16 protein-coding genes and 1 pseudogene are annotated in these 24,498 nt (G+C 73.2%); 7 read left to right on the top strand and 10 right to left on the bottom strand.

Features of this window, described 5'->3' with window-relative positions; genetic code table 11:
- Positions 1 to 20 precede the first annotated feature (20 nt).
- From ACIBPB_RS28805 to ACIBPB_RS28785, 5 genes are all read left to right on the top strand, one after another.
- Positions 21 to 626: a protein jag gene (locus ACIBPB_RS28805; RefSeq protein ID WP_396842580.1), complete on the top strand. Its 606-nt coding sequence runs from the start codon at positions 21 to 23 to the stop codon at positions 624 to 626.
- Between the two features lie 898 nt (positions 627 to 1,524).
- On the top strand, positions 1,525 to 2,280 hold the full coding sequence (gene rsmG, locus ACIBPB_RS28800) for a 16S rRNA (guanine(527)-N(7))-methyltransferase RsmG (protein WP_396842605.1): 756 nt from the start codon (positions 1,525 to 1,527) through the stop codon (positions 2,278 to 2,280).
- A 244-nt stretch (positions 2,281 to 2,524) separates the two neighbouring features.
- On the top strand, positions 2,525 to 3,877 hold the full coding sequence (locus ACIBPB_RS28795) for an AAA family ATPase (protein WP_396842604.1): 1,353 nt from the start codon (positions 2,525 to 2,527) through the stop codon (positions 3,875 to 3,877).
- A 27-nt stretch (positions 3,878 to 3,904) separates the two neighbouring features.
- Positions 3,905 to 4,927, top strand: coding sequence for a ParB/RepB/Spo0J family partition protein (locus tag ACIBPB_RS28790; protein ID WP_396842578.1), 1,023 nt, complete (start codon positions 3,905 to 3,907; stop codon positions 4,925 to 4,927).
- Positions 4,928 to 8,058: 3,131 nt separating this feature from the next.
- Positions 8,059 to 9,111: a hypothetical protein gene (locus ACIBPB_RS28785; RefSeq protein ID WP_396842577.1), complete on the top strand. Its 1,053-nt coding sequence runs from the start codon at positions 8,059 to 8,061 to the stop codon at positions 9,109 to 9,111.
- 391 nt (positions 9,112 to 9,502) lie between these two features.
- On the opposite strand, the gene ACIBPB_RS28780 is transcribed toward ACIBPB_RS28785, so the two are convergent.
- Positions 9,503 to 10,501 carry a D-alanine--D-alanine ligase gene (locus ACIBPB_RS28780; RefSeq protein WP_396842576.1) on the bottom strand — a complete coding sequence of 333 codons (999 nt, stop codon included), beginning with the start codon at positions 10,499 to 10,501 and terminating at the stop codon, positions 9,503 to 9,505.
- Positions 10,502 to 10,508: 7 nt separating this feature from the next.
- Positions 10,509 to 11,822: a PLP-dependent aminotransferase family protein gene (locus tag ACIBPB_RS28775; RefSeq protein ID WP_396842575.1), complete on the bottom strand. Its 1,314-nt coding sequence runs from the start codon at positions 11,820 to 11,822 to the stop codon at positions 10,509 to 10,511.
- Positions 11,823 to 12,122: 300 nt separating this feature from the next.
- Here ACIBPB_RS28775 and ACIBPB_RS28770 point away from each other — a divergent pair, with 300 nt between their 5' ends.
- Positions 12,123 to 12,791, top strand: coding sequence for a GNAT family N-acetyltransferase (locus tag ACIBPB_RS28770; protein ID WP_357319107.1), 669 nt, complete (start codon positions 12,123 to 12,125; stop codon positions 12,789 to 12,791).
- A 93-nt stretch (positions 12,792 to 12,884) separates the two neighbouring features.
- On the opposite strand, the gene ACIBPB_RS28765 is transcribed toward ACIBPB_RS28770, so the two are convergent.
- From ACIBPB_RS28765 to murJ, 7 genes are all read right to left on the bottom strand, one after another.
- Positions 12,885 to 14,045, bottom strand: a complete 1,161-nt coding sequence (locus ACIBPB_RS28765; RefSeq protein WP_396842573.1) for an N-acetylmuramoyl-L-alanine amidase — start codon at positions 14,043 to 14,045, stop codon at positions 12,885 to 12,887.
- A gap of 224 nt (positions 14,046 to 14,269) precedes the next feature.
- Positions 14,270 to 14,593 (bottom strand): thioredoxin, encoded by a 324-nt coding sequence (gene trxA / locus ACIBPB_RS28760; protein WP_357319100.1) that lies wholly within the window; start codon positions 14,591 to 14,593, stop codon positions 14,270 to 14,272.
- A 38-nt stretch (positions 14,594 to 14,631) separates the two neighbouring features.
- Positions 14,632 to 15,585 carry a thioredoxin-disulfide reductase gene (gene trxB / locus ACIBPB_RS28755; RefSeq protein ID WP_396842572.1) on the bottom strand — a complete coding sequence of 318 codons (954 nt, stop codon included), beginning with the start codon at positions 15,583 to 15,585 and terminating at the stop codon, positions 14,632 to 14,634.
- A 180-nt stretch (positions 15,586 to 15,765) separates the two neighbouring features.
- On the bottom strand, positions 15,766 to 16,767 hold the full coding sequence (locus ACIBPB_RS28750) for a hypothetical protein (RefSeq protein ID WP_396842571.1): 1,002 nt from the start codon (positions 16,765 to 16,767) through the stop codon (positions 15,766 to 15,768).
- The gene (gene sigM, locus ACIBPB_RS28745; protein WP_396842570.1) at positions 16,764 to 17,495 is read right to left on the bottom strand and encodes an RNA polymerase sigma factor SigM; all 732 of its coding nucleotides are present in this window, start codon (positions 17,493 to 17,495) and stop codon (positions 16,764 to 16,766) included. Before sigM ends, ACIBPB_RS28750 begins: the two co-directional genes overlap by 4 nt.
- Before the next feature lie 43 nt (positions 17,496 to 17,538).
- Positions 17,539 to 19,152, bottom strand: a complete 1,614-nt coding sequence (locus ACIBPB_RS28740) for a protein kinase family protein (protein WP_396842569.1) — start codon at positions 19,150 to 19,152, stop codon at positions 17,539 to 17,541.
- A gap of 433 nt (positions 19,153 to 19,585) precedes the next feature.
- The gene (gene murJ, locus ACIBPB_RS28735; protein ID WP_396842567.1) at positions 19,586 to 21,325 is read right to left on the bottom strand and encodes a murein biosynthesis integral membrane protein MurJ; all 1,740 of its coding nucleotides are present in this window, start codon (positions 21,323 to 21,325) and stop codon (positions 19,586 to 19,588) included.
- A gap of 128 nt (positions 21,326 to 21,453) precedes the next feature.
- Between murJ and ACIBPB_RS28730 the strand changes: the two genes are divergently transcribed.
- Positions 21,454 to 22,914 carry a CCA tRNA nucleotidyltransferase gene (locus tag ACIBPB_RS28730; RefSeq protein WP_396842566.1) on the top strand — a complete coding sequence of 487 codons (1,461 nt, stop codon included), beginning with the start codon at positions 21,454 to 21,456 and terminating at the stop codon, positions 22,912 to 22,914.
- A 67-nt stretch (positions 22,915 to 22,981) separates the two neighbouring features.
- On the opposite strand, the pseudogene ACIBPB_RS28725 reads toward ACIBPB_RS28730, so the two are convergent.
- A pseudogene (locus ACIBPB_RS28725) lies at positions 22,982 to 24,493 on the bottom strand (flotillin family protein); the annotation flags it as partial.
- Positions 24,494 to 24,498 lie beyond the last annotated feature (5 nt).

Here is a 24,498-nt window from a genome sequence, read left to right as displayed (position 1 = left end):
GCGAGTACGGAGATGAGACCGTGACCGACACCAGCATCCCCAGCGCCGACCAGTCCCTGGACGAGGAGACCGTGCCGGCTGCCGTCGCCGACGAGCCCGACGAGGCCGAGGAGACCGAGGAGACCGAGGCCGAGGGCGCCCGGGAGAAGAAGGCACCGGCCGAGAGCGAGCTGTTCCGGCAGAGCGAGATCGCCGCCGACTACATCGAAGGGCTGCTCGACATCCTCGACTACGACGGCGACATCGACGAACTGGTCTCCGGCGGTCGCCCGGTCGTCGAGGTGGTCGGAGGCCGGCTGCAGAACCTGGTCGGCCAGCGCGGCGCGACCCTGGAGGCGCTCCAGGAGCTGGCCCGGCTCGCCGTCTTCCGGCAGACCGGCTCGCCGAGCCGCCTGCTGCTCGACGTCGGCGGCTACCGGGCCACCCGGCGCAAGGAACTCGCCGCCGTGGCCCGCAACGCCGTGGAGAAGGTCAAGGAGTACGGCGAGCCGGTGCGCCTGGAGCCGATGTCCGCCTTCGAGCGCAAGTGTGTGCACGACGTGGTCAACGCGATGAGCGGGGTGGAGAGCGAGTCCGAGGGCGTCGAGCCGAGCCGCCGGATCGTCGTCCGGCCGGTGGCGGACTGACGGGGTGACCCACGACGAGACGCCGGCGGGTGCTGGGTCCGGCCCGGGTGGCACGCCGCCCGGGCCGTCGCCTGTGCAGCCGGATCCGGCCACCGACCCGGTCTTCTCCGACCGCGACACCGGCACGGCGGCCGACCCGGTGCGCCCCGGTGCCGCGCCGGCGCCAGGTGACCCGGCCTTCTCGGCGCCGGCCGAGCCCGAGATCGAGAGGTACCCCGGCGGTGGGGAGGCACCCGCCGAGGTGCCACCGCCCTTCTCCGGCCGACCCGGCCCCGGGGCGGGGACCGGAGCCACCGGACCGTCGGACCCGGCGGGCACCCTGGCTCCGGTGGGCGACGTCGCATCGCTGTTCGCCGCGCCCGCCGCGGCCGCGGCGCCGGCGCGGGCCGGCGCCGCCCCACGTCCGTCCGCTGTGGACGGTGACCGCCGAGGCGAACCGCGTAGGCCCGCCGGACGAGCCGACGCCTCCGAGTCCGTCGGCGGGGCCGAACGGTCCGAGCCCGCCGGTCGTGTCGAACGGCCCGAGCCGGCCGCTCCGGCCGGTGGTGTCGAACGGTCCGCGCCGGCCGCTCCGGCCGGTGGTGTCGAACGGTCCGCGCCTGCCGGTCCGGCCCGTGGTGTCGAACGGTCCGAGCCTGCCGGTCCGGCCCGTGGTGTCGAACGGTCCGAGCCTGCCCGTCCGGCCGATCGTGCCGAACGGTCCGGGTCGGCGGACGCTGTCGGATCGGACCAGGTTGCCGGGTCGGACCAGGTTGCCGGGTCGGATCGGGTTGCCGGGTCGGATCGGGTTGCCGGTTCCAACGGGGTCGCCGGGCCGGATGGACCGGTGGGGTCCGACGGAAGCGTCGGGTCGGATCGGGTCGCTGGGGCCGACCGGGTTGCCGGGGCGGACGGAGGCATCGAGGCGCCGCCGCCGGCCGAGGTGACGCTCCCGCCCGAGCTGGCCCAGGCCGCCCGTACCCTCTTCGGCGACCGGCTCGACCTGGCCGCCGCGTACGCCGAACTGCTGGCGACGGACGGTGTGCTGCGCGGCTTGATCGGCCCCCGCGAGACGCCGCGCATCTGGGAGCGGCACCTGCTCAACTGCGCCGCGCTGGCCGAGCGGATCCCGGACGGGGCGAGCGTCATCGACGTCGGCTCCGGCGCCGGGCTGCCCGGCCTCGTGCTGGCGATCGCCCGGCCCGACCTCACCGTGACGCTCGTCGAGCCGCTTGCCCGGCGGACCGGGTTCCTCATTGAAACGGTCGAGCGGCTCGGCCTGGCCCGCACGGTCCGGGTCTTCCGGGGACGCGCCGAGGAGGCCGCCGCCAGCAGCCGCGACACGGCACCGCTGAGCGCCGACGTGGTGACTGCACGGGCGGTCGCCGCGCTGGACCGGCTCGCCGCGTGGTGCCTGCCGCTCGCGGTACCCGGCGGCCGGCTCATCGCGCTCAAGGGTGCCTCAGCCGCCGAGGAGATCACCGAGCACGCCGCCGCCGTGACGCGGCTCGGCGGCGGCGAACCCGAGCTGCACCGGTGCGGGGTCGGCGTGATCGATCCGCCGGCGACCGTGGTCGAGGTGGTCCGGGAGCGGGTCGTGGGTCCGGCCCGGAAGAAGGGTCCGAAGCGCTCGCGTGGTGGGCGCCGGCGCGGCGGCCGGGACGGGGATCGCTGACCCGGCAGGGCTTCCCGGTGTCGTTTCGGCGGCCGGATCGGCCTCGGGACAGGTGATCGAGCAAACCCGACGTGGACCGGCCGCGCCCGTCCGCCGTAGGCTGACCGCGCGTCGATAGTGTGGAGCGGCGGTGCCGGGACGGCACCCGAACCCGACCGTTCCCGCGGGCCGTGCAGAGCGCGTCGAGCGCGAGGGCCTGATTGACGGGGTGCGGACCGACCATCCGGAGCGGGCAGGGATGCAGGTGCATGACGACGGCAGGTACGACGATCCACGGGTGACCGGTTCAGGAGGACGACCCTCTGCCGACGATCCCGTTTCACGTGAAACCGACCACCCGGGCTGGCCGGTGGGCGACCCGCGCGGCCCGTCCCCCCGTGGGCCCGAGGGGGATCCGGCGGTACGCCGGGACGTGCCGGGCCGGCCGATCTCGTCGGTGCCGGCGAACGTGCCGCTGAGCCGCGAGCCGCACGACCCGACCGATGGTCCGGCGAACGCGCCCAGCGCGCGTCCCGGCCCGGCGCGGGGCAACGCGGCCGTGCCGGCGCGGTACGAGCCGCAGCCGCCGGTGTCGGGGGTGCCGCACCAGCCGGCGCCGCAGGCCGCTCCGGACGCGGTGACGGGTGTCGTGATTCCGACCGACACGCCACCGGCCGCCGGCTACGAGACCGAGGCCGCCCCCAGCACGTACGTTTCACGTGAAACCCCGACGCGCGAAGAGGATGACCCACCGTTGGCTATGGAGGCGATGCGTGCCGTGCAGATCCTGAATCCCAGTGGCGAGGTGACCATGCCTCGTCCCGCGCGGACCCGGGTGATGTGCGTCGCCAACCAGAAGGGCGGCGTGGGCAAGACCACGACCACGGTGAACCTCGCGGTGGCGCTCGCCCTGCACGGCAACCGGGTACTCGTGGTCGACCTCGACCCGCAGGGCAACGCCTCCACCGGGCTCAACGTCCCGCACCACACCGGCGTACCGGACGTCTACGACTGCCTGATCGACAGCGTGCCGCTGGAAGAGGTGGCCCAGGCGGTCGAGGGCATCCCGAACCTGTGGTGCGTGCCGGCCACCATCGACCTGGCCGGTGCCGAGATCGAGCTGGTCTCCGTGGTCGCCCGGGAGTCCCGGCTGGCCCGGGCCATCGCCGCGTACCCGGGGCACTTCGACTACGTCTTCATCGACTGCCCGCCCTCGCTCGGCCTGCTGACCGTCAACGCGCTGGTCGCCGCGCAGGAGGTGCTGATCCCCATCCAGTGCGAGTACTACGCGCTGGAGGGCCTGAACCAGCTGATCAACAACATCAACCTGGTCCGTCAGCACCTGAACCCGAAGCTCGAGGTCTCCACCATCCTGCTGACCATGTACGACCGGCGTACCCGGCTGGCCGACGCCGTGGAGCAGGACGTCCGGAACCACTTCGGCGACAAGGTGCTCCAGGCGGTGATCCCCCGGAACGTACGGGTCTCCGAGGCACCCAGCTACGGCCAATCGGTGATGACCTACGATCCCGGTTCGCGGGGGGCGACGAGTTACTTCGAGGCCGCCCAGGAGATTGCCGAACGGGGCGTCAAGGAGCCGGTGAGCCGGAATGCGTAGTGCGAAGAAGTCGCTGGGAGGCGTCGCATGAAGAACCGTCCTCGCGGCGGACTGGGCCGAGGGCTGGGCGCCCTCATCCCCACCGGGCCCGCGCCCGGTGCGACGACCGCCGAGCCCGAGAGCGGTACGACGTCGGCGGTCCCGGTCCCCTCGGCGACCGGTGCGACCGCGGCCATCGTCGGCCCGCCGACCCCGCCGGCCGAGCCCGAGCCACAGCTGAGCCCGGTGCCCGGCGCTCGCTTCGCCGAGATCCCGGTCGACGCGATCGTGCCCAACCAGAAGCAGCCGCGGCAGGTCTTCGACGAGGACGCCCTGGAGGAGCTGAAGACCTCCATCCAGGAGGTCGGCTTCCTCCAGCCGATCGTGGTGCGCCAACTCGACAGTGAGAAGTACGAACTCGTCATGGGTGAGCGGCGCTGGCGTGCCGCCCAGGCGGTCGGCCGGGACAGCATCCCGGCGATCGTCCGGGACACCAAGGACGACGCGATGCTCCGGGATGCCCTCCTGGAGAACATCCACCGGGCCAACCTCAACCCGCTCGAAGAGGCGGCCGCGTACCAGCAGTTGCTGGAGGAGTTCGGGGCCACCCACGAGGAGTTGGCCCGCCGGATCGGGCGGAGCCGGCCGCAGATCTCGAACACCATCCGGCTGATGAACCTGCCGGCCCAGGTACAGCGGCGGGTCGCTGCCGGAGTGCTCTCCGCCGGCCACGCCCGGGCGCTGCTCAGCCTCGACGACACCGAGGCCCAGGAGCAGCTCGCCAAGCGGATCGTCGCCGAGGGCATCTCCGTACGCGCCACCGAGGAACTGGTGGCACTGGCGCTGGCCGACGGCCCGGCGAAGGCCCCGGCGGCCAAGCGCCGACCGAAGCCCCACGCGCCGGCGCTCTCCGATCTGGCGGACCGCCTCTCCGACCGGTTCGACACCCGCGTGAAGGTCGACATCGGCCGGAGCAAGGGCAAGATCACCATTGAGTTCGCGACGGTCGACGACCTGGAGCGGATCGTGGGCATCATCGGCGTGGGCCAGGAGGAGCCGCCGACGGAGTAGCCGCCCCGCCTCGACCCCGGCCGCGTGGATCCCGTACGGACCACGCGGCCGAGTCGTATCCGGGGTAGCCGGAAGCGGGCCGGCCCGGCCCGGCTATCGGTGTTTCCGGCCAGACGGGCCGAGTCGGCCTCCTACGCCCGCCGGGCTGGCCGGGCAATCGAGACGGCTGGTCGGACAATCGAGACGGCTGGCCGGGCCCTGTCACGGCTGGCTTGCCGAGCGCCCGAGGCGGCCGCTGGCGCAAGTTGGTCGTCCGGGCTGTGCCGAGATGGCTGCGGGACTAAGTGGGTCGCGAGCAGCCACCCCCAGCTGGGTGCTGTGGGCGGTCGAGATGCCGAGCGGGCCGCCGGTGTTGCGGGCCGGCCGAGCACGTACCCGAGCCGCGCTGCAGTAGGGCTGGCCGAGATGCCGAGCCGGCCGCTGGCGCCGCGGGTCGGCCGAATAAGTACCCGAGCCGGCCGCAGCGGGCCAGCCGAGCGGTGCCGAGTCGTCCCGGGCGGTGCCGAGTCGTCCTGGGGCGGCGGCGAGTCGCCGCAGGCGCAGCGACCGGGCGAAGCAGCGCGGAGGCGGCCCGAGCCGAGCCGGTCGGAGAGGCGCGGCCCCTGGGGTGGGTTCCCCATGCCTTCCGGGCGAGCCGGTCGGAGAGGTGCGCCATTGGCGTGGGTGCGCCGTGCGCTCGCGGGGCGAGTCATGCCATTCCGACGTCCGAGCCGCGTGGTCCGGATCAAGGTGGGTCGGGTCCGGCGGGCTCCCAAGTGACGGTTCCGTTCCATCCGAGGGTGCAACCGGACCGCGATCTGCCGCAAACGGTCGCCGGGCCTTGTTCGTCGCCGCGGAGGTGGGCCGCACCGTGGCGACCGCTGGCAGCATCGCGACCGCGAGGTTTCGTGCACCGTTCAGACCACGGTTGTGTCCGTCGCCACGACAGGGCTGCGGCCCCGCCCTCTGCCGCTGGGCGAGCCGGACCGCACCTGGACTCCGTGCTGCTGCGGGTCCACGGAACCAATGCCGTAGGACCCGCTGAGACGTCTCCTGCCGGCCTACTTCGACTGCCGTGTCCGGCCCGCTGGGTGGGCGCCTCGATCGGCGCTGTGGGGCTCAGGGGCGTGGGTAGGCCCTCCGGCGTGCGGATGGACGAAGGTGGGCTCTGTTTCACGTGAAACGAAGGCCATGGGCCAAGCAGCGCCGTGCCGAGCACGCGCCACCACCGGCGGAGCGGCGAGAGGGGGATCTGGGAAGCCCACACGCCGGATTGAGTCCCCGGCGCTGCGAGGGGCGATCTGGGAGACCCGCACGCCGGATTGAGTCCGCTGGCGCGGCGAAGGGCGATCTGGAAAACCCGCACGCGCGATCGAGTCCGCGCCGCGGTCACGAGGCGGCGGTGGCATACCGCATCGGTGGATCGTTCCGGAGGTAGAGCGGTGGTGGATTCGGATTCGGCTCGATTGGGGACCGGGCGGCGGGGGCTTTTCGGGATCGGTCACGACCGGCGGAGATGAAGCCGCCGGTCCTCTGGTGTGGCCGGCGGCGTGCGGTTGTCGGGAGTCGACTCTCGAATGGGATCGGTGACGGGTGCGCTGCCCGGCGCTCAAGCGGCCTGGGAGTGTGCGACGAGCCGGGAGCCCAACGTCTTGCGCCGTACCGCCGCCGATCCCGCAGGATGTCAGCGCCAGGAGGCGGAGACTTCGATCTCGGGTCGGGTGAATGTGCCGTTGGGCACGTGAACGCCGGGGACCCGGCCGGGGGACCCGACGGCGGCTGCCGGCCACGGGGACTGCTGGCGACGACCACAGCGCGCCGAAGCACGCCGACGCGCCGACGCGCCGACGCACGCCGAGCTAGCGCAGCAGCCAGCCTGAGCTCGGCTGGACAGGGTGGACACCGGACCGGGGCGTGCCGTTTCACGTGAAACTACGCCTGGGTTGGGGCGTGGTGTCCAACCCTTGACTGGATGGGGCGGCGATCGGACTGAGCCGCCGTTTCACGTGAAACAGGGCTCAGGGAGCACCGAGCGCTGGCCATCGCGCCGTAGTAACGGGTCGCCCGTCCCGTGTCGAGCTGCTTATAGCCGGCCGGTGTCGAACCAGCAGACCACCAAGGAGTGCGCCGGTGGGACGGCCGTCAGGGTCGACAAATGACACGCCGCGGAAGGCGGGCAACCTCACCACCGCGTCATCGGCACCTCCCCGCGCGGAGCGGCGTCGGCGACTGCCCGCGCCCGGCGACGATCCAGAGGCTCGGTCGCGGCCGGTAGTTCGGGCGGGAGCCACTTCCGGATGTCGAGTAGCGCGACCGCCGACGTCGCCGACGCTACCGTGGCGTCGACGTTGAACCGGACCTCCGGCCAGGCGCCGAGGACCGCGCTTCCAGGCACCGGATGACGGCCCGCGCCGCCCGACCCGGTACCGAAGGCGAGCCGTGGCTGACGGCGACGCCATCCCGGCGGTACCGCCGCTCCACCGGACCGTGAGGAATGCGAGCCACCGCCCGTCGGTCTGGTGTCGGACGTCCTCACCCGCCTACCGCCCGCGGGAGCACCCTCCCGTGGCCGCGGCGCGCCCGTCGTGTCCGCACGGTCCAGCGCTTGCCCTCCCGGCGTGATCCGTCGGGCTCGGGGCACCCAGTCCGTTCCGGGTCTGGTCCGTCCGGCCCGGGGCGCCAGATCCGCGCCGGCCCGATCGCCACCTCCGAGACGACCGGGCCAGGACCGCTCCGACTCAACGTGACGCTTCGCCTGCGAGCGCCCGAGTCCGCCCTCGTCGGCGTGTCACCGGCTGGGCCTTCGGGTGCGGCGGAGATCCGTAACGGCTCAGCAGTGGAGGGGCGATCGGGCCTCCAAGGGCCGGTGCCGATGCCCGACTCCGTCGTTAGGAAGTACGGGCCGCGTCCGGTGCAGAACGCCATCGGGCGCCGCGTCATGTTATCCACAGTTGTTTTCCACAGGGTGCCGTCGTTTCACGTGAAACAACACGCTGAAAGCCTTGCTGAGCTGTGGATGACGCGGTGTGGTGGTGACCTCAGCTGCCTGTGGACAACCCGGTGGACAACCAGTGGACGGTCATCTGGATTCCGCCGACCACCGGGGGAATCGGGTAGGGACAGGCGTCGCTGACTCGGTTAGGGTCAGCGTCGTGCAGGACACCCCTCCCTCAGTCCCGGACTTCACCCAGTGGCCCTCCTTTCCCTTCGAGGGCGACCTCCACGTCAAGCAGCTCGACGATCCGGTGCCGGTCGAACCTCCCCGCCGTGGGGAGGGCAACCGGGAGTGCACCGCCTGCGCCGCGCCGGACGAGGCGTACATCTGGGTTGGCGAACGATGGCGGGTACGGACCATGGACCGGCCCACCGGCCTGCCGATGGTGCTGATCCTGGAGTCCCGCTCGCACCTCGATCTCGGCGACCTTCCGAACCTGCTCGCCGCCGAGCTCGGCGTGATGACGGTACGGCTGGAACGCGCCATCCGATCGCTGGACGGGGTGGCCCGCGTTCACGTCAACCGCTGGGGCGACGGCTCAGCGCACCTGCATCTGTGGTTCCTGGCGCGGCCCTACGGGCGACTGCAGTTGCGGGGCACCTTCCTGTCCCTCTGGGACTCGATTCTGCCGCCGATCTCCGAGTCGCAGTGGCGGGAGAATCTGGCTATGGTCGCCGCCTGGCTGGCCGAGTTCGGTGGCCGACCGCTCGCCGAGCCGCCGCGCATTCAGTGGCAGGCCCCGTCCCGCTTCTCCTCCTCGGCGAGCGAGAGCGTCGACAGCGGGCCGGAGGACGAAGCTGTTTCGGTGATCGAAGCCGCTGAGGAAAATCCGGAGCCGGAACCAGTTGAGCCGGCCGAGCACGCCGCGCCGGCGGGGAAGGTCCCGCCGTCAGGGAACGTCCCGCCGACCGATGACCATCCCGCATCGGGCGAGGACCTCGCGCCCGCCGGCCACACCGCCTCCACCGGGCATCCCGGGCCGGTGGAGGACCCCGCGGCTGAGGACACCATGTCGACGGAGCCAGCCGAGCCAGCGGGGCGCCCGGGCTCGGCAGACCGGGTCGAGCCGGCGGGGCAGGCCGAGTCGGCAGGGCAGGCCACGTCGGCAGGGCAGGCCGGCAACGCGGACCAGGTCGAACCGATGGAGGTACCAGCGCAGCAGGACCGGTTCGAAGCGGAGCAGAGCAAGCCGGCACCGAGCGCAGGCTGACCGAGGCACCCGTCCGCCACACCGCAGCCGGGGTCGCCCTCCCTGCGCGGCAGCGCTGTGAATCGAGCAGGTCGTCGCGGCCGATCCAGGCGAGGAAGCTGCCCGAGCGTCCCCCAAAGCCGGGCCGACCCGCCGGCCGGGCCGCGCCAGCCCGCGCCGGGCCACGCCGGCCCGCGCCGGGCCACGCCGGCCCGCGCCGGGCCACGCCGGCCCGCGCCGGGCCACGCCGGCCCGCGCCGGGCCACGCCGACCCGCGCCGGGCCACGCCGGCCCGCGCCGGGCCACGCCGACCCGCGCCGGGCCACGCCGACCCGCGCCGAAACGCGCCGGCCGCGTCAGCTAGCAACAGGATCGGGAACGCGGCCGGCTGGCGGGTGACCTGAGAGCGGAGCTACGGGCGACGGCCCGCTGCGCGGCTGACCAGCGACCCGAGTACCCGGCCGAAGTCCAGCCCGGCGGCCTGCACGGCCAGCGGCAGCAGGGAGGTCTCGGTCATCCCCGGTGAGACGTTGACCTCCAACACGTGCGGCTGCCCGTCCGCGTCGACGATCAGGTCGACCCGGGACAGGTCCCGGAGGCCGAGCGCGCGGTGTGCGGCGAGGGCCACCTCGGACACCCGCCGCGTGGTCTCCTCGTCGAGCCGGGCCGGCGCGTGCCAGGTGGTGCGGCCGGCGGTGTAGCGGGCCGCGTAGTCGTAGACGCCGTTGCGGGGCACGATCTCGACCGGGGGCAGCGCCTGCGGGCCGGCGCCCAGGTCGACCACGGACACCGCCACGTCCATCCCGGGCACGTACCGCTCGACGAGCGCCGTCTGGTCGTACGCGAAGCAACCGACCATGGCGGCCGGCAGCGACGCCGCGTCCCGGACCACGGCGGCGCCCAGCCCGGAGCCACCCTGTGCCGGCTTCACCATCAGCGGCAGGCCGAGCCGATCGACGATCCGGTCGAGCACGGCGACCGCGCCGAGCTCGGAGAAGCGGTCGTGGGGCAGGGCCACCCAGTCGGGGGTGGGGATGCCGGCCTCGCGCAGTACCGCCTTGGCCGACGGCTTGTCCCAGGCGAGCCGGGAGGCGCGCGCGTCGCAGCCCACGTAGGGGATGTCGCAGAGGTCGAGCACCCCGCGCAGCGAGCCGTCCTCGCCGGTGGCCCCGTGCAGCGCGATCACCACCGCGTCCGGCGGGTCGGCGGCCAGCGCGGGCAGCAGGGCCACGTCCGCGTCACGTAGCTCGGCTTCCACGCCCACCGCGCGCAGCGCGTCGAGTACCCGCCGGCCGGACCGCAGGGATACGTCCCGCTCGTAGGAGAGGCCGCCGGCGAGCACCAGCACGTGCAACTCGTCGGTAGCGGCGGGGTCGGTCACGGAATCCTGAGCGGCGGGGCTGACGGCCATGCCGGCATCATGCCAAGTCGGGACCGGGCGCGTCCGCGCCACCCTGCCGGCGCCGCGGCCCGGCACCGCCGACCGCCCCGAAGACCTTCCGCATGGCGATCTCCTGCTCCATCACGCCGGCCAGCCGGCGCACGCCCTCCCGGATCCGCTCGGGGGCCGGGAAGGAGAAGTTGAGGCGCATGTTGCCGGTGCCGGTGCCGTCGGCGTAGAAGCCGGTGCCCGGCACGTACGCGACGCGGGCGGCGATGGCACGCGGCATCATCGCCTTGGAGTCGAGGCCGTCGGGGAGGGTTGCCCAGACGAAGAGGCCACCGCCGGGAGTGGTCCAGTTGGTGCCGGCCGGCATCAGGTCCGCGAGCGCGTCCAGCATCGCGTCCCGGCGCTCCCGGTAGACCTCCCGGTAGACCTTGAGCTGCTGCCGCCACGGCATGGTGCCGAGGTACGTGGCGACGGCCGCCTGGGCGTACCCGCTGGGGCAGAGGATCTGCGCCTCGCTGGCGATCACCAGCTTGTCGCGGACGGCGTGCGGGGCGAGGATCCAGCCCACGCGCAGGCCGGGGGCGAAGGTCTTGGAGAAGGTGCTCAGGTAGAAGACCCCGTCGCGCCGCCGGGCCCGCAGCGGAGCCGGCGCCTCGCCCTCGAAACCGAGCTGACCGTACGGGTCGTCCTCGACCACCAGCAGGCCGGCCCGCTCGCAGATGTCGAGCACCCGCTCGCGCCGCTCCTCGCTCAGCGTCACGCCGGTCGGGTTCTGGTACGTGGGGATGGTGTAGAGGAACTTCACCCGCCGGCCGGCCCGGGCCAGGTCGGCGATGGCCGTCTCCAGCGCCTCCGGGATCAGCCCCTCGTCGTCCATCGGTACGTGGGCCACCTGGGCCTGGGCGGCCTGGAACACCCCGAGCGCGCCGACATAGGTCGGGCCCTCGGCGAGCACCACGTCGCCCGGGTCGAGGAAGAGCCGGGCCACCAGGTCGAGCGCCTGTTGACCGCCGACGGTGACCACCACGTCCTCGGGCGAGGCGCCGCAGGCGGCGTCGATCCCGGAGAGGGACATCACCTCGCAGATCCGCTCGCGCAGCTCCGGGGTGCCCTGGCCGATGCCGTACTGCAGGGTGGTCGCGCCGTGCTCGGCGCCGAGCCGGCCGAGCATCTCGCCGACCGCGTCCAGCGGCAGCGCGGCGATGTACGGTGCCCCGCCGGCGAGCGAGACCACCTCCGGCCGGCTGGCCACCGCGAAGAGCGCCCGGATCTCGGAGGCGGTCATCCCCCGGACCCGGCGGGCGTACCGGTCGGTGTAGTCGTCGAGCGTCGTGCCGGTCATGACATCACCTCGATCGGGTGTCGGCGAAGCGGCCGTCCGGTGGGTACCCCCGATACCGACATCCATGGCGGCGCGGGACGGCCGGTTGGTCGATCGTAGTCCGCGGGCAGCCGGCCCGGACCAGCCATCCGGGTACGTCCACATCCCGGACGGGCCGTCCCGCCGCCGGGTGGGGGTTCGCGCGTCCCCTCCCGAACCGCGGAGCGGCGGCGTACGATCGCTCGTCGGGGGCAGGGGAGAGCGGCGGAACGTGTGCACCGCGGTGGTTACCGCCCTGAGCCTATTGGTGGGGATGCGCTGATGTCGCGACGTCTGGTCAGTCTGACCCTCGACACCCTTGAGGATCTGCCCCGTCCGTGCCGGGAGTGCGTCTACTGGGAGCTGGATCCGGTTTCGGCCGATCGGGCGTGCGCCGCCGGTGACCCTGGGCTGGAGAAGGAGGCCTGGGTCTCGCAGACCCTGCTGGAGTGGGGTTCCTGCGGCAAGCTCGCGTACGTCGACGGGATGCCCGCCGGTTTCGTCATGTACGCCCCGCCCGCGTACGTTCCGCGCTCGATGGCCTTCCCGACCTCGCCGGTCTCGGCGGACGCCGCGCTGCTGATGACCGCGAACGTGGTGCCGGCCTTCGCCGGCGGGGGGCTGGGCCGGATGCTGGTCCAGGGCGTCGCCCGGGATCTCACGAAGCGCGGCATCAAGGCGATCGAGGCGTTCGGTGACGCCAAGTTCGGTGACGGCGCGGCGGACGACCCGACCCGGGCCTGTGTGGCGCCGGCCGACTTCTTTCTCTCGGTGGGCTTCAAGACCGTCCGCCCGCATCCCCGCTATCCGCGCCTGCGGCTGGAGCTGCGCACCGCGCTGAGCTGGAAGTCCGACGTCGAGTACGCGCTGGAGAAGCTGCTCGGCTCGATGAGCCCGGAGTCGCTGCTCCGCCCGGTGCGCCCGGCCCCGGCCACCCGCGCGACGAGCTGACCACCGCCCCGATCCGCCCGGCCAGGGCCGTCGGACCAACGCCACCGAGCAAGCGCCTGAGAGCAAGCGCCGCAGGGCCCAGGGCCGTCGGGTTCAGTCCACCACCGTGCCGGCGGCGACGATCGCCCGCAGTTCGCTCACGTCGATCGAGCCGGTCGGCACGTCCCGCTCGATGGGAAAGTACATCCGCTGCACGGCGGCGACGATCGCCTCGACGATGGTGTCCCGGAACCGGGGGTCGACCAGCCGGCCCCGGTCCTCGGGCGAGGTCAGGTAGCCCACCTCGACCCGGACCGCGGGCATCCTGGTCAGCCGCAGCAGGTCCCACGACTTGGCGTGGGTACGGCAGTCGCGCAGCCCGCTCCGGGCGACGATCTCCCGCTGTACCAGCCCCGCCAGGCGTTCCCCGGTGGCCGAGGTGACGCCGTTGTCGGTGCCGTAGTGGTAGGTGGCGACCCCGTTCGCCGCCGGGTTGGCGTGCCCGTCGGTGTGCAGCGAGATGAAGACGTCCGCGCCCAGGGCGTTGGCGAGCTGCGCCCGGTCGGCGTCGGGCAGGCACGTCGCCGGGGACGGGCCCCGGGTGAGCTGCACCCGCACGCCGGCGGCGGCGAGCCGCCCCTCCAGGCGGCTGGCCAGGTCGTACACGATGTCCGCCTCGGTCCAGCGGAGCGGGCCGTCGGGCACCACCTCGCCCGGGTCGGTGCCCCCGTGCCCGGGGTCGATCACCACGGTGCGCCCGACCAGGGTCGGCCCGGCCTGGCGGATGGCGTCGGACTCGCGGAGCCACTGCGGGCGTCCGCCGACCACCTTGCGGCCGAGCCGGCGCAGCGTGTTCATGGTGTGCGGGCCGCAGGCCCCGTCCGGTTTCAGCCCCATCTCGCGCTGGAACTGGGCGACCGCCCGGGAGGTACGCACGCCGTAGATGGCGTCGGCGCGGCCCACGTCGTAGCCCATCTCCAGGAGGCGTTCCTGGAGCGACCGGACGTCCTCGCCGGTGAGCGGCTCGGGCACGGCGTGGTAGAGGGTGCGGGCGCCCAGCCGCCAGCGGGCGGCGTCCAGCGCCCGCCAGGTCTCCGCGCCCACCCGTCCGTCCACGCTGAGCCCACGGGACTGCTGGAACGCCCGGACGGCCCGTTCGGTCGCGGTGTCGAACTCGTCGCCCCGCCCGTCGGACGGGAGCAGGTCGAGGGTGGTGAGGACGGTGCGGATCTCGGCCACCGCGGGGCCCCGGTCACCGGGTCGGATCGGACGCACGACGACCCCCTCTGCGCGGATGGTGGCTGGCCGGAGACTCCGAGGACGTGCTGCTGGTGGCTGGCCGGAGACTCCGACGGAGGTGCTGCTCCCCCGACCCGGGGGACGCCTACGGAGCGTACCGTGACCGATCACCCGGAGCTGCGGGTTCGCGGAGGTCGCCGGAGAGCCGGAACCCCGTCACCCAAGCCGGGTGACGGGGTTCCGTGGGGTACGGGGTCGGCTCAGAGCGCCGACTCGATGAGCTTGACCAGCTCGCCCTTCGGCTTGGCGCCGGCGATGGACTGCACCGGCTCGCCGTTCTTGAAGATGGTGAGGGTCGGCACGGACATCACCCGGTAGGTGCGGGCGGTCTCGGGGTTCTCGTCGATGTTCAGCTTGACGATGCTGACCTGGTCGCCCATCTCACCGGCGATCTCCTCGAGCAGCGGCGAGACCTTGCGGCACGGACCGCACCATTCCGCCCAGAAGTCGACCAGGACCGGCTTGTCGGACTTGAGTACGTCGCTGGCGAAGCTGGCGTCGGTGACCGCCTTGGTTGCTCCCACTATGAACCCCTCCTCCGGGACTTTTTTCTGAGAATTGTTCAGTCGTTCAGGGTGGCGATGAAGCGCTCGGCGTCGAGGGCGGCGGCACAGCCCGTGCCCGCCGCGGTGATCGCCTGCCGGTAGGTGTGGTCCACCAGGTCGCCTGCGGCGAAGACACCCGGGATGTTGGTCCGGGTGCTGGGCGCCTGCACCTTCACATACCCCTCGTCGTCGAGGTCCACCTGGCCCCGGAAGAGCTCACTGCGCGGGTCGTGGCCGATCGCCACGAAGACGCCCGTGACGTCGAGCACCTTGGTATCGCCGGTGTGCACGTTACGGACCCGGACACCGCTGACCTTGCCGTCCGCGCCGAGGACCTCCTCGACCACGCTGTTCCACTCGACCTTGATCTTGTCGTTGCTCAGCGCGCGGTCGGCCATGATCTTGCTGGCCCGGAACTCGTCCCGCCGGTGGATGATCGTCACCGACTCGGCGAACCGGGTGAGGAAGCTGGCCTCCTCCATCGCCGAGTCGCCGCCGCCGACCACCACGATGTGCTGGTTACGGAAGAAGAAGCCGTCACAGGTCGCGCAGGACGACACCCCGTGGCCCAGGTACTCCTGCTCGCCCGGCACACCCAGCGGGCGCCAGGCCGAGCCGGTGGAGAGGATGACGGCCTTGGCCCGGTACGCCGTCTCGCCGACCCAGACGGTGCTGAGCGTGGGCGAGCCCACCTCGCCGGTGTCCTGCAGCTCGACCCGGGTCACGTCGTCGGTCAGGAACTCGGCGCCGAACCGCTCGGCCTGCTTGCGCATGTTGTCCATCAGCTCGGGGCCGAGAATGCCGTCCGCGAACCCGGGGAAGTTCTCCACCTCGGTCGTCGTCATCAGCGCACCGCCGGACTGCACGCCCTCGATGACGAGCGGCTTGAGGTTGGCGCGCGCGGCATAGACCGCCGCCGTGTAACCGGCCGGCCCGGAGCCGATGATGATCAGGTTGCGGACCTCGTCCACTGCCGTCTCCCGATGTGTGTGTTCGTCACCGGCCGCGCACCGATGCCGATCCCGAGTGCCGGCGGCTCAACGGCCCCGGCGCCTGATTTGCAGAACGTCATCGTACGAAGTGGGGATTCCCGAGCCGGTCATCCGGTGGGTCACGTCACGTGGCGGGACACGTCCGGGTGACCGTGATCCTCACCCTACCCGGGTACGGAACCGGGTGTCCGCGCCGGAGCCCGGGACGCCACACTCGGGTCCACTCACCCACGCCCACCGCGCGCCGCCGCCGTCGACGAAGGTGACGACCAGCGCCGGCACCCCCTGGTAGGTGGCGAAGTCGACCAGGTCGACGGTGAGCGGCCCGGTTGCGTGCTCGGTGCTGATCGCGGTGAGACAGGCCGTCAGCGCCTCCGGCTGGCCCAGCCGGTCCAGCCGCGTCGCGAACGGCACGCGCTGGTCCTGCGGGGCGTCGCCGGTGGCGTCCTTGCCGCCCGCCGGGGTCGGCGGGCCAACGCCCAACGTGCCGGTCCCGCCGGAGAGCCGCTCCTGGCCGTAGTCGGTGCCGCTGTGCTGCGGGGGTCCGGTCGTGCGGAACGGCGCGGCGGCCGCCATCGGCGCGGCCTCGTCGGCCGCGGGCCGGCCGCCGTCGGCCACCGAGCCGGCGAAGCCGCCGCCGGCGCCGACCAGGTTGCCGACCCCGAGACCGACCGCGGCGACCGAGGCGGCGGCCACGGCGACCGGTCCGGCGATCCGGACCCAGCGGCGCGCCCGCCGGCCGGGACCGGTGTGGTGGCCCGTGCCGCCGGCCGGCCGGGTGCCACCGGTGGGCTGCGCGGGTACGGCCCCCGGCCGAGGGGCCGGCCCGCCGTCCGGTGCCCCGGAGACGCCGGCCGTGACCTCCGGCCCGGTGGCTTTCCGCTGCGCGTCGACCGGAGCCGGACCGGCGCCGGCCAGCGCCGCCGTGATCCGGTCCGCCACGGCGAGCGGCAGCTGCGGGGCCGGGGCGGCCGCCCAGCCGGACAGGTCGGCCCGGACCAGTTCCACCGCCCGGGCCAGCGCCGCGTACGCCTCGGCCCAGGCCGGGTCGTCATCGATCAGTCGGGCCACCGTGGCCTGCTCCGGCGTACCGTCCAGCGCCCCGCCGAGGTAGTCGGCGAGCAGGTCGTGGTCGACCCCGCTGAACTCCCGGGCAGTCACGTGTCCTCCTGGCTGGCGTCCCGCCGGGACCACCCCGACGTCGATCCGACGCCCTCGGGCGGTCGCGGGTTCCCCCCGGTGACCGGGCGCACGTCCGCGGTCTCGTCGGACCCGGTCCGCAGGTGCCCGAGGAGCACGGCGAGGCGGGCCCGGCCCCGGGCGCAGCGGCTCTTCACCGTCCCCTCGGCGACGCCGAGGATCCGCGCGACCTCGGCCACCGGATAGCCCTGGACGTCCACCAGCACGAGCGCGGCCCGCTGCTCGGCCGGCAGCTGGGCGAGCGCCTGCCGGACCACCAGGGCGGTGTCGTGGTCGTGGATCGGCGCGGCGGGCTCCACCCCGCCGGTGTGCCGGCCGGACTCCCCGTCGCCGTGCACGCCGTCGGGCAGCGGGACCGTGGCGTGGGTCTGCCGGCGTCGGATCCGGTCCAGGCAGGCGTTCACCACGATCCGGTGCAGCCAGGTGGTCACCGCCGAGTCGCCCCGGAACCGGGCGGCCGCGCGGTGCGCCGAGAGCAGGGCGTCCTGGAGGGCGTCCGCCGCCTCCTCCCGGTCGCCGACGGTACGCAGGGCCACCGCCCAGAGCCGGTCCCGGTGCCGGTGGAACAGCTCGGTGAAGGCGTCCCGGTCGCCGGCGACGTGCGCCCGCAGCAGGTCGAGGTCGGACGTCCCGGCCAGCGGCCCGGCCCCGGTCACCGGCTCGGGCGGGTGCCCGGCGCGCCCGGACATCACCACGTCCGGCGGAGGCGGTGCGTCGGCCGTGGCGGTCGGCTCACGAGCCTTGGACCGTGATCTCCTGGACCCCCAGCTTCCAGCCGTCGCCGCTGTCCTTCTGCGGCAGCTCGGTGATCCAGAAGAGGAGGTACTGGTATTTCCGCTCGGGGTCGAACCCGTTGAACGCCATCTTGGTGCCGTCGTGGTCCTCGAACGGCTGCCCGATCCGGGTGCTGTACGCGGCCACGAGCTGCTTGTCGCCCGAGGAACTGGACGGGAACTCGGCCGTGCCGGCGAACAGCTCGGCCGAGGCGCCGGTGGAGGAGAGGGTGGCCTGGAGCGACTTGACCGTGTGCGGGGCACCCAGGTCGATCCAGATGCCCATGCCCTTCTTCAGGCCGCCGAACTTGCCGTTGTTCCGGTAGCTCTGGGTCTCCCAGCCCTCGTTCTCGTCGCCGTCGATCACCTTCTCGGCGTTGCGCACCTCGGCGCGGTCCCGGCTGTCCGGGTCGATGATCCGCACGTCCTGGATGGTCAGCTTGCGGACCGGAGCGCTGGTCGGCGTGGCGTCACCGGCCGCCGGAGCGCTGCTGGAGGGGCGGGCCACGGGCTTGGTCTTCGGGTCCTTGTCGTCGCCCAGGACGCTGATCCCGACGAGCAGCCCGACCAGGGCCACCGCCAGCAGGCCGGCGATGCCCAGGGCGACCTTGCGGCCACCGGCGGAGGCCAGCGGCGACGGCTCCTCGCCGGTGTCCGCGGTGAACCGCAGCGGGCCGGCCTGCTCGAGGAAGTGCTCGTCGGCCGGCACGTCCAGCCGGCCGAGCTCCGCCGCCAACACGTCCGACGACGGCGGGGCGATCTCCGGGTCGAGCAGGTCCATGGTCAGGTCGTCGAGGTACGCCGGCACGCCGGCGCGGACCTGCCGGGGCGCGGCGATCGAGCCGCTGGCGTCGCGTACCGCGTCGGGCAGGGCGGCCCGCCCGTGGCCGGCGGTGGCGCCGTGCAGCGGGGCCTCGCCGTGCGGCCAGTGGCCGGTGAGCGCGAAGTAGAGCACGCCGCCGACCGCCCGGATGTCGGTCTCCTGGCTGTCCGCGCCGTCGGTCCGTGCGTCGGCGAGCACCACCCGGCCGTCGTCGCTGATCATGACGGTGCCGGGGTGGACGTTGCCGTGCACCATGCCGGTGGCGTGCACGGCGGCGAGGGCGCTGGCGACCGCGTTGCCGATGGCGGTGGCGCGCACCGGGTCGAGCGCGCCGTCGACGGCGACCAGCTCGCGCAGGGAATGCCCGTCCACCCACTCGCGGACCACGTACGCCCGGTCGGCCTCGTCGATCGCGTCGTAGACGCCGACCAGGTTCGGGTGGATCACCCGGCTGGCCGCGACGGCGGCCTGGAGCATCTCGGTGGCGGAGTCACCACCCGGGTAGCGGAGGACCACCGCGACGGGACGGCGCAGCACGACGTCGACCCCGCGCCAGACCAGGCGGCCGGCGCTGTCGTTGTTGATGTGCTCGACCAGCTCGTACCGCTCGGCAAGGACCTCACCGGCCGTGGGAGCACCGAAGGTCATGACCGGAGGTGCGTTCTCCTCCGCCTCCTGACCCTCGCCGACCTGGGTCACCCGTCCTCCCTCGGTGATCGTGTCGATCGATGGACCCGTGCTGCTGGGCATGTGGCTGTCCGCTCTGCCTTCGAAGGAACCGGCAGGCCGGTGTCGACGCCCGCGTCGGCACCTGCCGTACCCGTCGAGAGCGACCTTACCCGGGATGCCCGGTTCTCCGACATGTCATCTTCCCGGCGGAGCCGGTGGGACGCCAGCGACCACGGCGGCCGGCCGCGGCCCGGTTGCGTCTCGCCGCGTCGACTGACAACACGCTCCCGCCAATCTAAAGGTTGCGGTCGGGCGGCGGAAGCAGGGGCGGACCGGTGTGGCGACCCCTCCAGCGACCTGCGGTTTCCCCCGCGTCCAGCTGGTCACCCTCATCCTTACGGCTGGTTGTCCACAGGCCGGTAGGCCCACTGGGCGGCGGAAGCCCGAGTTATCCACAGCCGTATCCCCAGGCTGGTGATCCTCGTTCACCCTCCGTCATAGCCGCTGGTCGGGCTCATCGGCCCAGGCGACGCCGGACCATCGCGACGACCTCGGTGATCTCACCGATCCGCAGCACCATGGCCAGCCCGAGGTACGTCGCGCCGATCACCGCCCCGCCGAGCACCAGCTGGACCGCCGCGGCGAGCCAGCTCAGGTGCGCCGGGTCGCCGGGGAGCAGCTTGACCACCAGCAGGCCGACCAGGGCGGCGCCGAGCGCGGCGACCACCACCCGGCCCATCGTGCGCATGATCCCGCCCAGCCCGATCCGGCCCACCCGGGGACGCAGCAGCACCGCGGAGAGGATCGCGGCCGCGACGTACGAGACGGCGTTGCCGAGCATCATGCCGGCCGCCGCGAAGGTGGCCGAGAAGGCCAGGAAGAGGCCGACCTGCAGGAGCACCCGCAGCGCCACCACCGGGATGTTGATCAGGGCCGGGGTGCGGGTGTCCGGCAGCGCGTAGAAGGCGAAGGTGAAGAGCTGGCTGATCGCGAACGGGACCAGGCCCAGCGCCGCCACCAGCAGCACGGTCGAGGTGGCCACCGCGTTGTCGCCGGTGAACGCGCCGTACCGGAAGACCACCACGGAGATCGGGCCGGCCAGCACCGCGTAGCAGACCGCGATGGGGGCGAGCACCGCGGTGACCATCCGGGTGCCCCGGGACAGGTCGGCGGTGACGTCGCCGAACCGGCCCTCGGCGGCGGCCGCGCTCATCCGGGGCATCAGCGCGGTGATGATCGAGACGGCGATGATGCCGTGCGCCATCATCAGCAGCAGGAAGACGTAGTTGTAGATCAGCAGACCGGCGTTCTTCCCGCCGCCGACCCGGGTGAGCAGGTTGACCACCACGAAGAGGCCGAGCTGGTTGACCCCCACGTAGCAGAACATCCAGCCGCCGAGCCGGGCCAGCTCGCGCAGGCCGAGCGCGCGGAAGTCGAACCGCCACTTCCACCGGAAGCCGACCTTGCGCAGCGACGGCAGCAGGCCGGCGGCCTGCACCGCGACGCCGAGCAGGGTGCCGCCGCCGACCAGCAGGATCCGGCCCGCGTCCATCTGCTCCGGCCGCAGCGCCCGGGCCCCGTACACCACGATGTACAGGCCGAAGGTGCCGGCGACCACCAGGTTGTTGAGGATCGGCGCCCACATCGGGGCGGCGAAGTGCCCCCGGGTGTTCAGCACCGCGGCGATCAGCGCGCTCAGGCCGGTGAAGAACAGCATCGGCAGCATCAGATAGGACAGGTCGTTGACCAGCCCCTTGTACGTGTCGTCCTTGCCGGCGGCGTAGATCGCGGTGATCACCGGGGCGAGCAGCACCGCGATCAGCGCGGCGGCGGCCAGGGCGAGCACGGCCAGGCTGAGCAGCCGCTGGGCGTACGCCTCACCCCGGTCCGGGTCGATCTTGCGGCGGCGGACCAGCACCGGAATCAGGACGCTGGTGAGCACGCCGCCGAGCAGGAACTCGTACACCTGGTTCGGCAGGAACTGGGCGGTGGTGTAGACGTCGCCGACCGCGTTGCCGAGCGCGGCGCCGATCAGCAGGTTGCGGATGAAACCCGTACCCCGGCTGACCAGGCTGCCGATCGCCATCACCGCGCTGTTCGCCGCGGCGCTGGTCTCGGCGACCACCTCCTGCGGCGGCGCGGTGGCCTCGACGGCCGGCTGGTTGAGCGGCTCGGCCGAGATGAAGGTGGCCTCGTCGTCCGGTGGCTGGGCGCCGCCGTGCGCGTTGGCGCTGCGGTACAGGCCGCCGCTCATCTCCAGCCTCCCAGGGGTACGTCGCAGCCGGACCTGCGGGCCCGCACACCGAGACCTTAGTCAACCTCGGTGGCATACCCGCGCCCGGCGCAGTTGTTCCCGCCCCGGCCCGATAGGCTGGCGATCCCATGTCCGAAGCCTCCGCATCCCACGCCGCCGACCGCCGTGAGCTGACCGGCGCCCAGCGCAACGCCGTCGCCGAACTGCTCCGCGTCTCGCCGGTCGCCGACGAGCTGGGCCGCCGCTTCGCCCGGGCCGGCCACGAACTGCACCTGGTGGGTGGCTCGGTGCGGGACGCGCTGCTCGGCCGCCTCGGCAACGACCTCGACTTCTGCACCGACGCGCACCCGGACCAGACGTTGAAGATCGTCCGGGGCTGGGCCGAGTCGGTCTGGGAGACCGGCCGGGAGTTCGGCACCATCGGCTGCCAGCGCGACGGGCTCAGCCTGGAGATCACCACCTTCCGAGCCGAGTCGTACGACCAGGTCAGCCGGAACCCGGTGGTGGAGTACGGCACCAACCTCGTCGACGACCTGCAACGCCGGGACTTCACCGTCAACGCGATGGCGGTCAGCCTTCCCGACCACCGGTTCACCGACCCGTACGGCGGGCTGGCCGACCTGGCCGCCAAGATCATCCGTACCCCCGGCACGCCCCAGGAGTCGTTCGGCGACGACCCGCTGCGGATGCTGCGGGCCGCCCGGTTCGCCGCCCAGCTCCGCTTCGCGGTGCACCCGGACGTCCGCGCGGCGATGACCCGGATGGCGGCGGACCTGGACCGGATCACCCCCGAGCGGATCCGGGACGAGTTCACCAAGCTGCTCTGCGGCGCCGACCCGGTCACCGGGCTGCGGCTGCTGGTCGACACCGGGCTGGCCGAACGCTTCCTGCCGGAGCTGACCGGGCTCAAGCTGGAGATCGACGAGCACGCCCAGCACAAGGACGTCTACGAGCACACCCTGACCGTGGTCAGCAACGCCATGTCGATGGAGACCGACGGCTGCGACTTCGTGCTGCGGATGGCCGCGCTCATGCACGACATCGGCAAGCCGGCCACCAAGGCCGTCGGCCCGGACGGCCGGGTCAGTTTCCACCACCACGAGGTGGTGGGCGCCCGGCTGACCAAGGCCCGGATGAAGGCCCTGCGGTACCCCAAGGACGTCACCTCCCAGGTGGTCAAGCTGGTCGGCCTGCACCTGCGCTTCTACGGCTACGGCCGGGGCGAGTGGACCGACTCGGCGGTGCGCCGCTACGTCACCGACGCCGGTGACCTGCTCGCCCGCCTGCACAAGCTCACCCGCTCCGACTGCACCACCCGCAACCGGCGCAAGGCGGCCCAGCTCGCGGCCGACTACGACGCGCTGGAGGAGCGGATCGCCCGGATCGCCGCCGACGAGGACCTGGCCCGGGTCCGCCCCGACCTGGACGGCAACGCGATCATGGAGCTGCTCGGCGTCCCGCCCGGCCCGGTGGTGGGCCGGGCCTGGCAGTACCTCAAGGAGCTGCGGCTGGACCGCGGCCCGCTGGACCGCGACGAGGCCGAGGCGGAGCTGCTGCGGTGGGCCCGCGAGCAGGAGATCATCGCCTGACCCGGTACGCACGAGGACGGGCCCCCGGCACAACGCGCGGCGTTGACCGGGGGCCCGTCCTTGTCGCTCAGGCCTCGACGGCCGGCTTGGTGGTGGTGCCGTTGGTGGTGTGCGCGCCGCCCAGCTTGGCCAGCAGGCCGGGCAGGTCGATGCCGGTGAGGTCGCTGCCGAGCTGGAGGCCCTGGGCCACGTTGCCGGCCACCGACTTCGTCAGCGAGGACGCGCCGTCGGTGGAGATGACGGTCATCTTGTCGATCGCGCCGATCGGAGCGCTCGCCGCCTCGACCACCTGCGGCAGCACCCTGACCAGCAGGTCCAGCACGGCGGCCTCGCCGTACGCGGCGAACGCCTCGGCCTTGCGGGCCATCGCGTCGGCCTCGGCCTGCCCCTTGGCCAGGATGGCCGCGGCCTCGGCCTGACCCTCCCGCTCGACGGCCTCGGCGATGGCGCTGCGCCGGCGCTGCTCGGCCTCACCCTCCTTGGCGCCCTCGATCGCGTTCGCCTCGGCCAGCGCGGCCCGCCGGGCCCGCTCGCCCTCACCGGTGAGGCGGGCCTGCTCGGCGGCGGCCTGCGCGGCCGCGATGGTCGCCTGCCGCTGCGCGTCGGCGGTCAGCACGGCCGCGTTGCGGGCCGCCTCGGCCTCCTGCTCGACCTTGTAGCGGGCCGCGTCGGCCGGCTTGCGCACCTCGGTGTCGAGCTGACGCTGCTTCAGCTCGGCGTTGCGCTCGGCGACCTTCTGCTGCTCGGAGAGGATCGCCTGGTCCCGCTCGGCCTGGGCGAGCGGTCCGGCCGCCGCCGACTTCGCCTTCGCGGCGTCGATCTCGGCCTGGATGCCGGCCTGCTTGAGCGACAGGTTCCGGTTCGCCTCGGCGATCGCCTCCTCGGCGAGCAGCCGCTCCTGCTCGGCCTGCTGGCGGGCCCGCGCCTCGGCGATGGCCGCGTCCTTGAGCACCCGGGCCGCCTCCGGCCGCCCGAGGTCCTGCAGGTAGGAGCCCTCGGCCAGGATGTCCTGGAGCTGGAAGGTGTCCAGCACCAGGCCCTGGTTGGTCATCGAGTGCTCGGCCTCCTCGGCGACCGCGCTGGCGAACGCCGCCCGGTCCCGGATGATCTCCTCGACGGTGAGCCGCCCGACGATCGAGCGGAGCGCACCGGCCAGCACCTCGCGGGTGAAGTTGTCGATCTCCTCCTGCTGGTTCAGGAAGCGCTGGGCGGCGGCCCGGATCGCGTCCTCGGTGCCGCCCACCTTCACGATGGCGACGCCGTGCAGGTCGGTCCGGATGCCCTGCTTGCTCACCGCGCCCTTGATGCCGACGTCGATCCGCCGGCTGGACAGGTCGAGCGACTGCAACTTCTGCACCACGGGCAGGACGAAGACCGACGCGCCGAGGACGACCTTCTGCCCGGACATGTCGGTGGACCGGCCGCCGTCGGCGGTCTGGGTGGTCCGGCCCTTGCGGCCGGTGACGATGAACGCCTGGTTCGGGCCGGCGACCTTGATCCGGGACAGCACGAACAGGACGAGGAGGACGGCGAGGAGAACCGCGCCGCCGATGGCGACGAGCAGGGGCATGGGTGTTCCCGTCT

The sequence above is a fragment of the Micromonospora sp. NPDC049836 genome (assembly GCF_044465125.1).
Lineage (GTDB): Bacteria > Actinomycetota > Actinomycetes > Mycobacteriales > Micromonosporaceae > Micromonospora.
Note: the sequence above shows the minus strand (reverse complement) of the source record. Positions and strands in the feature narration are given on the sequence as shown.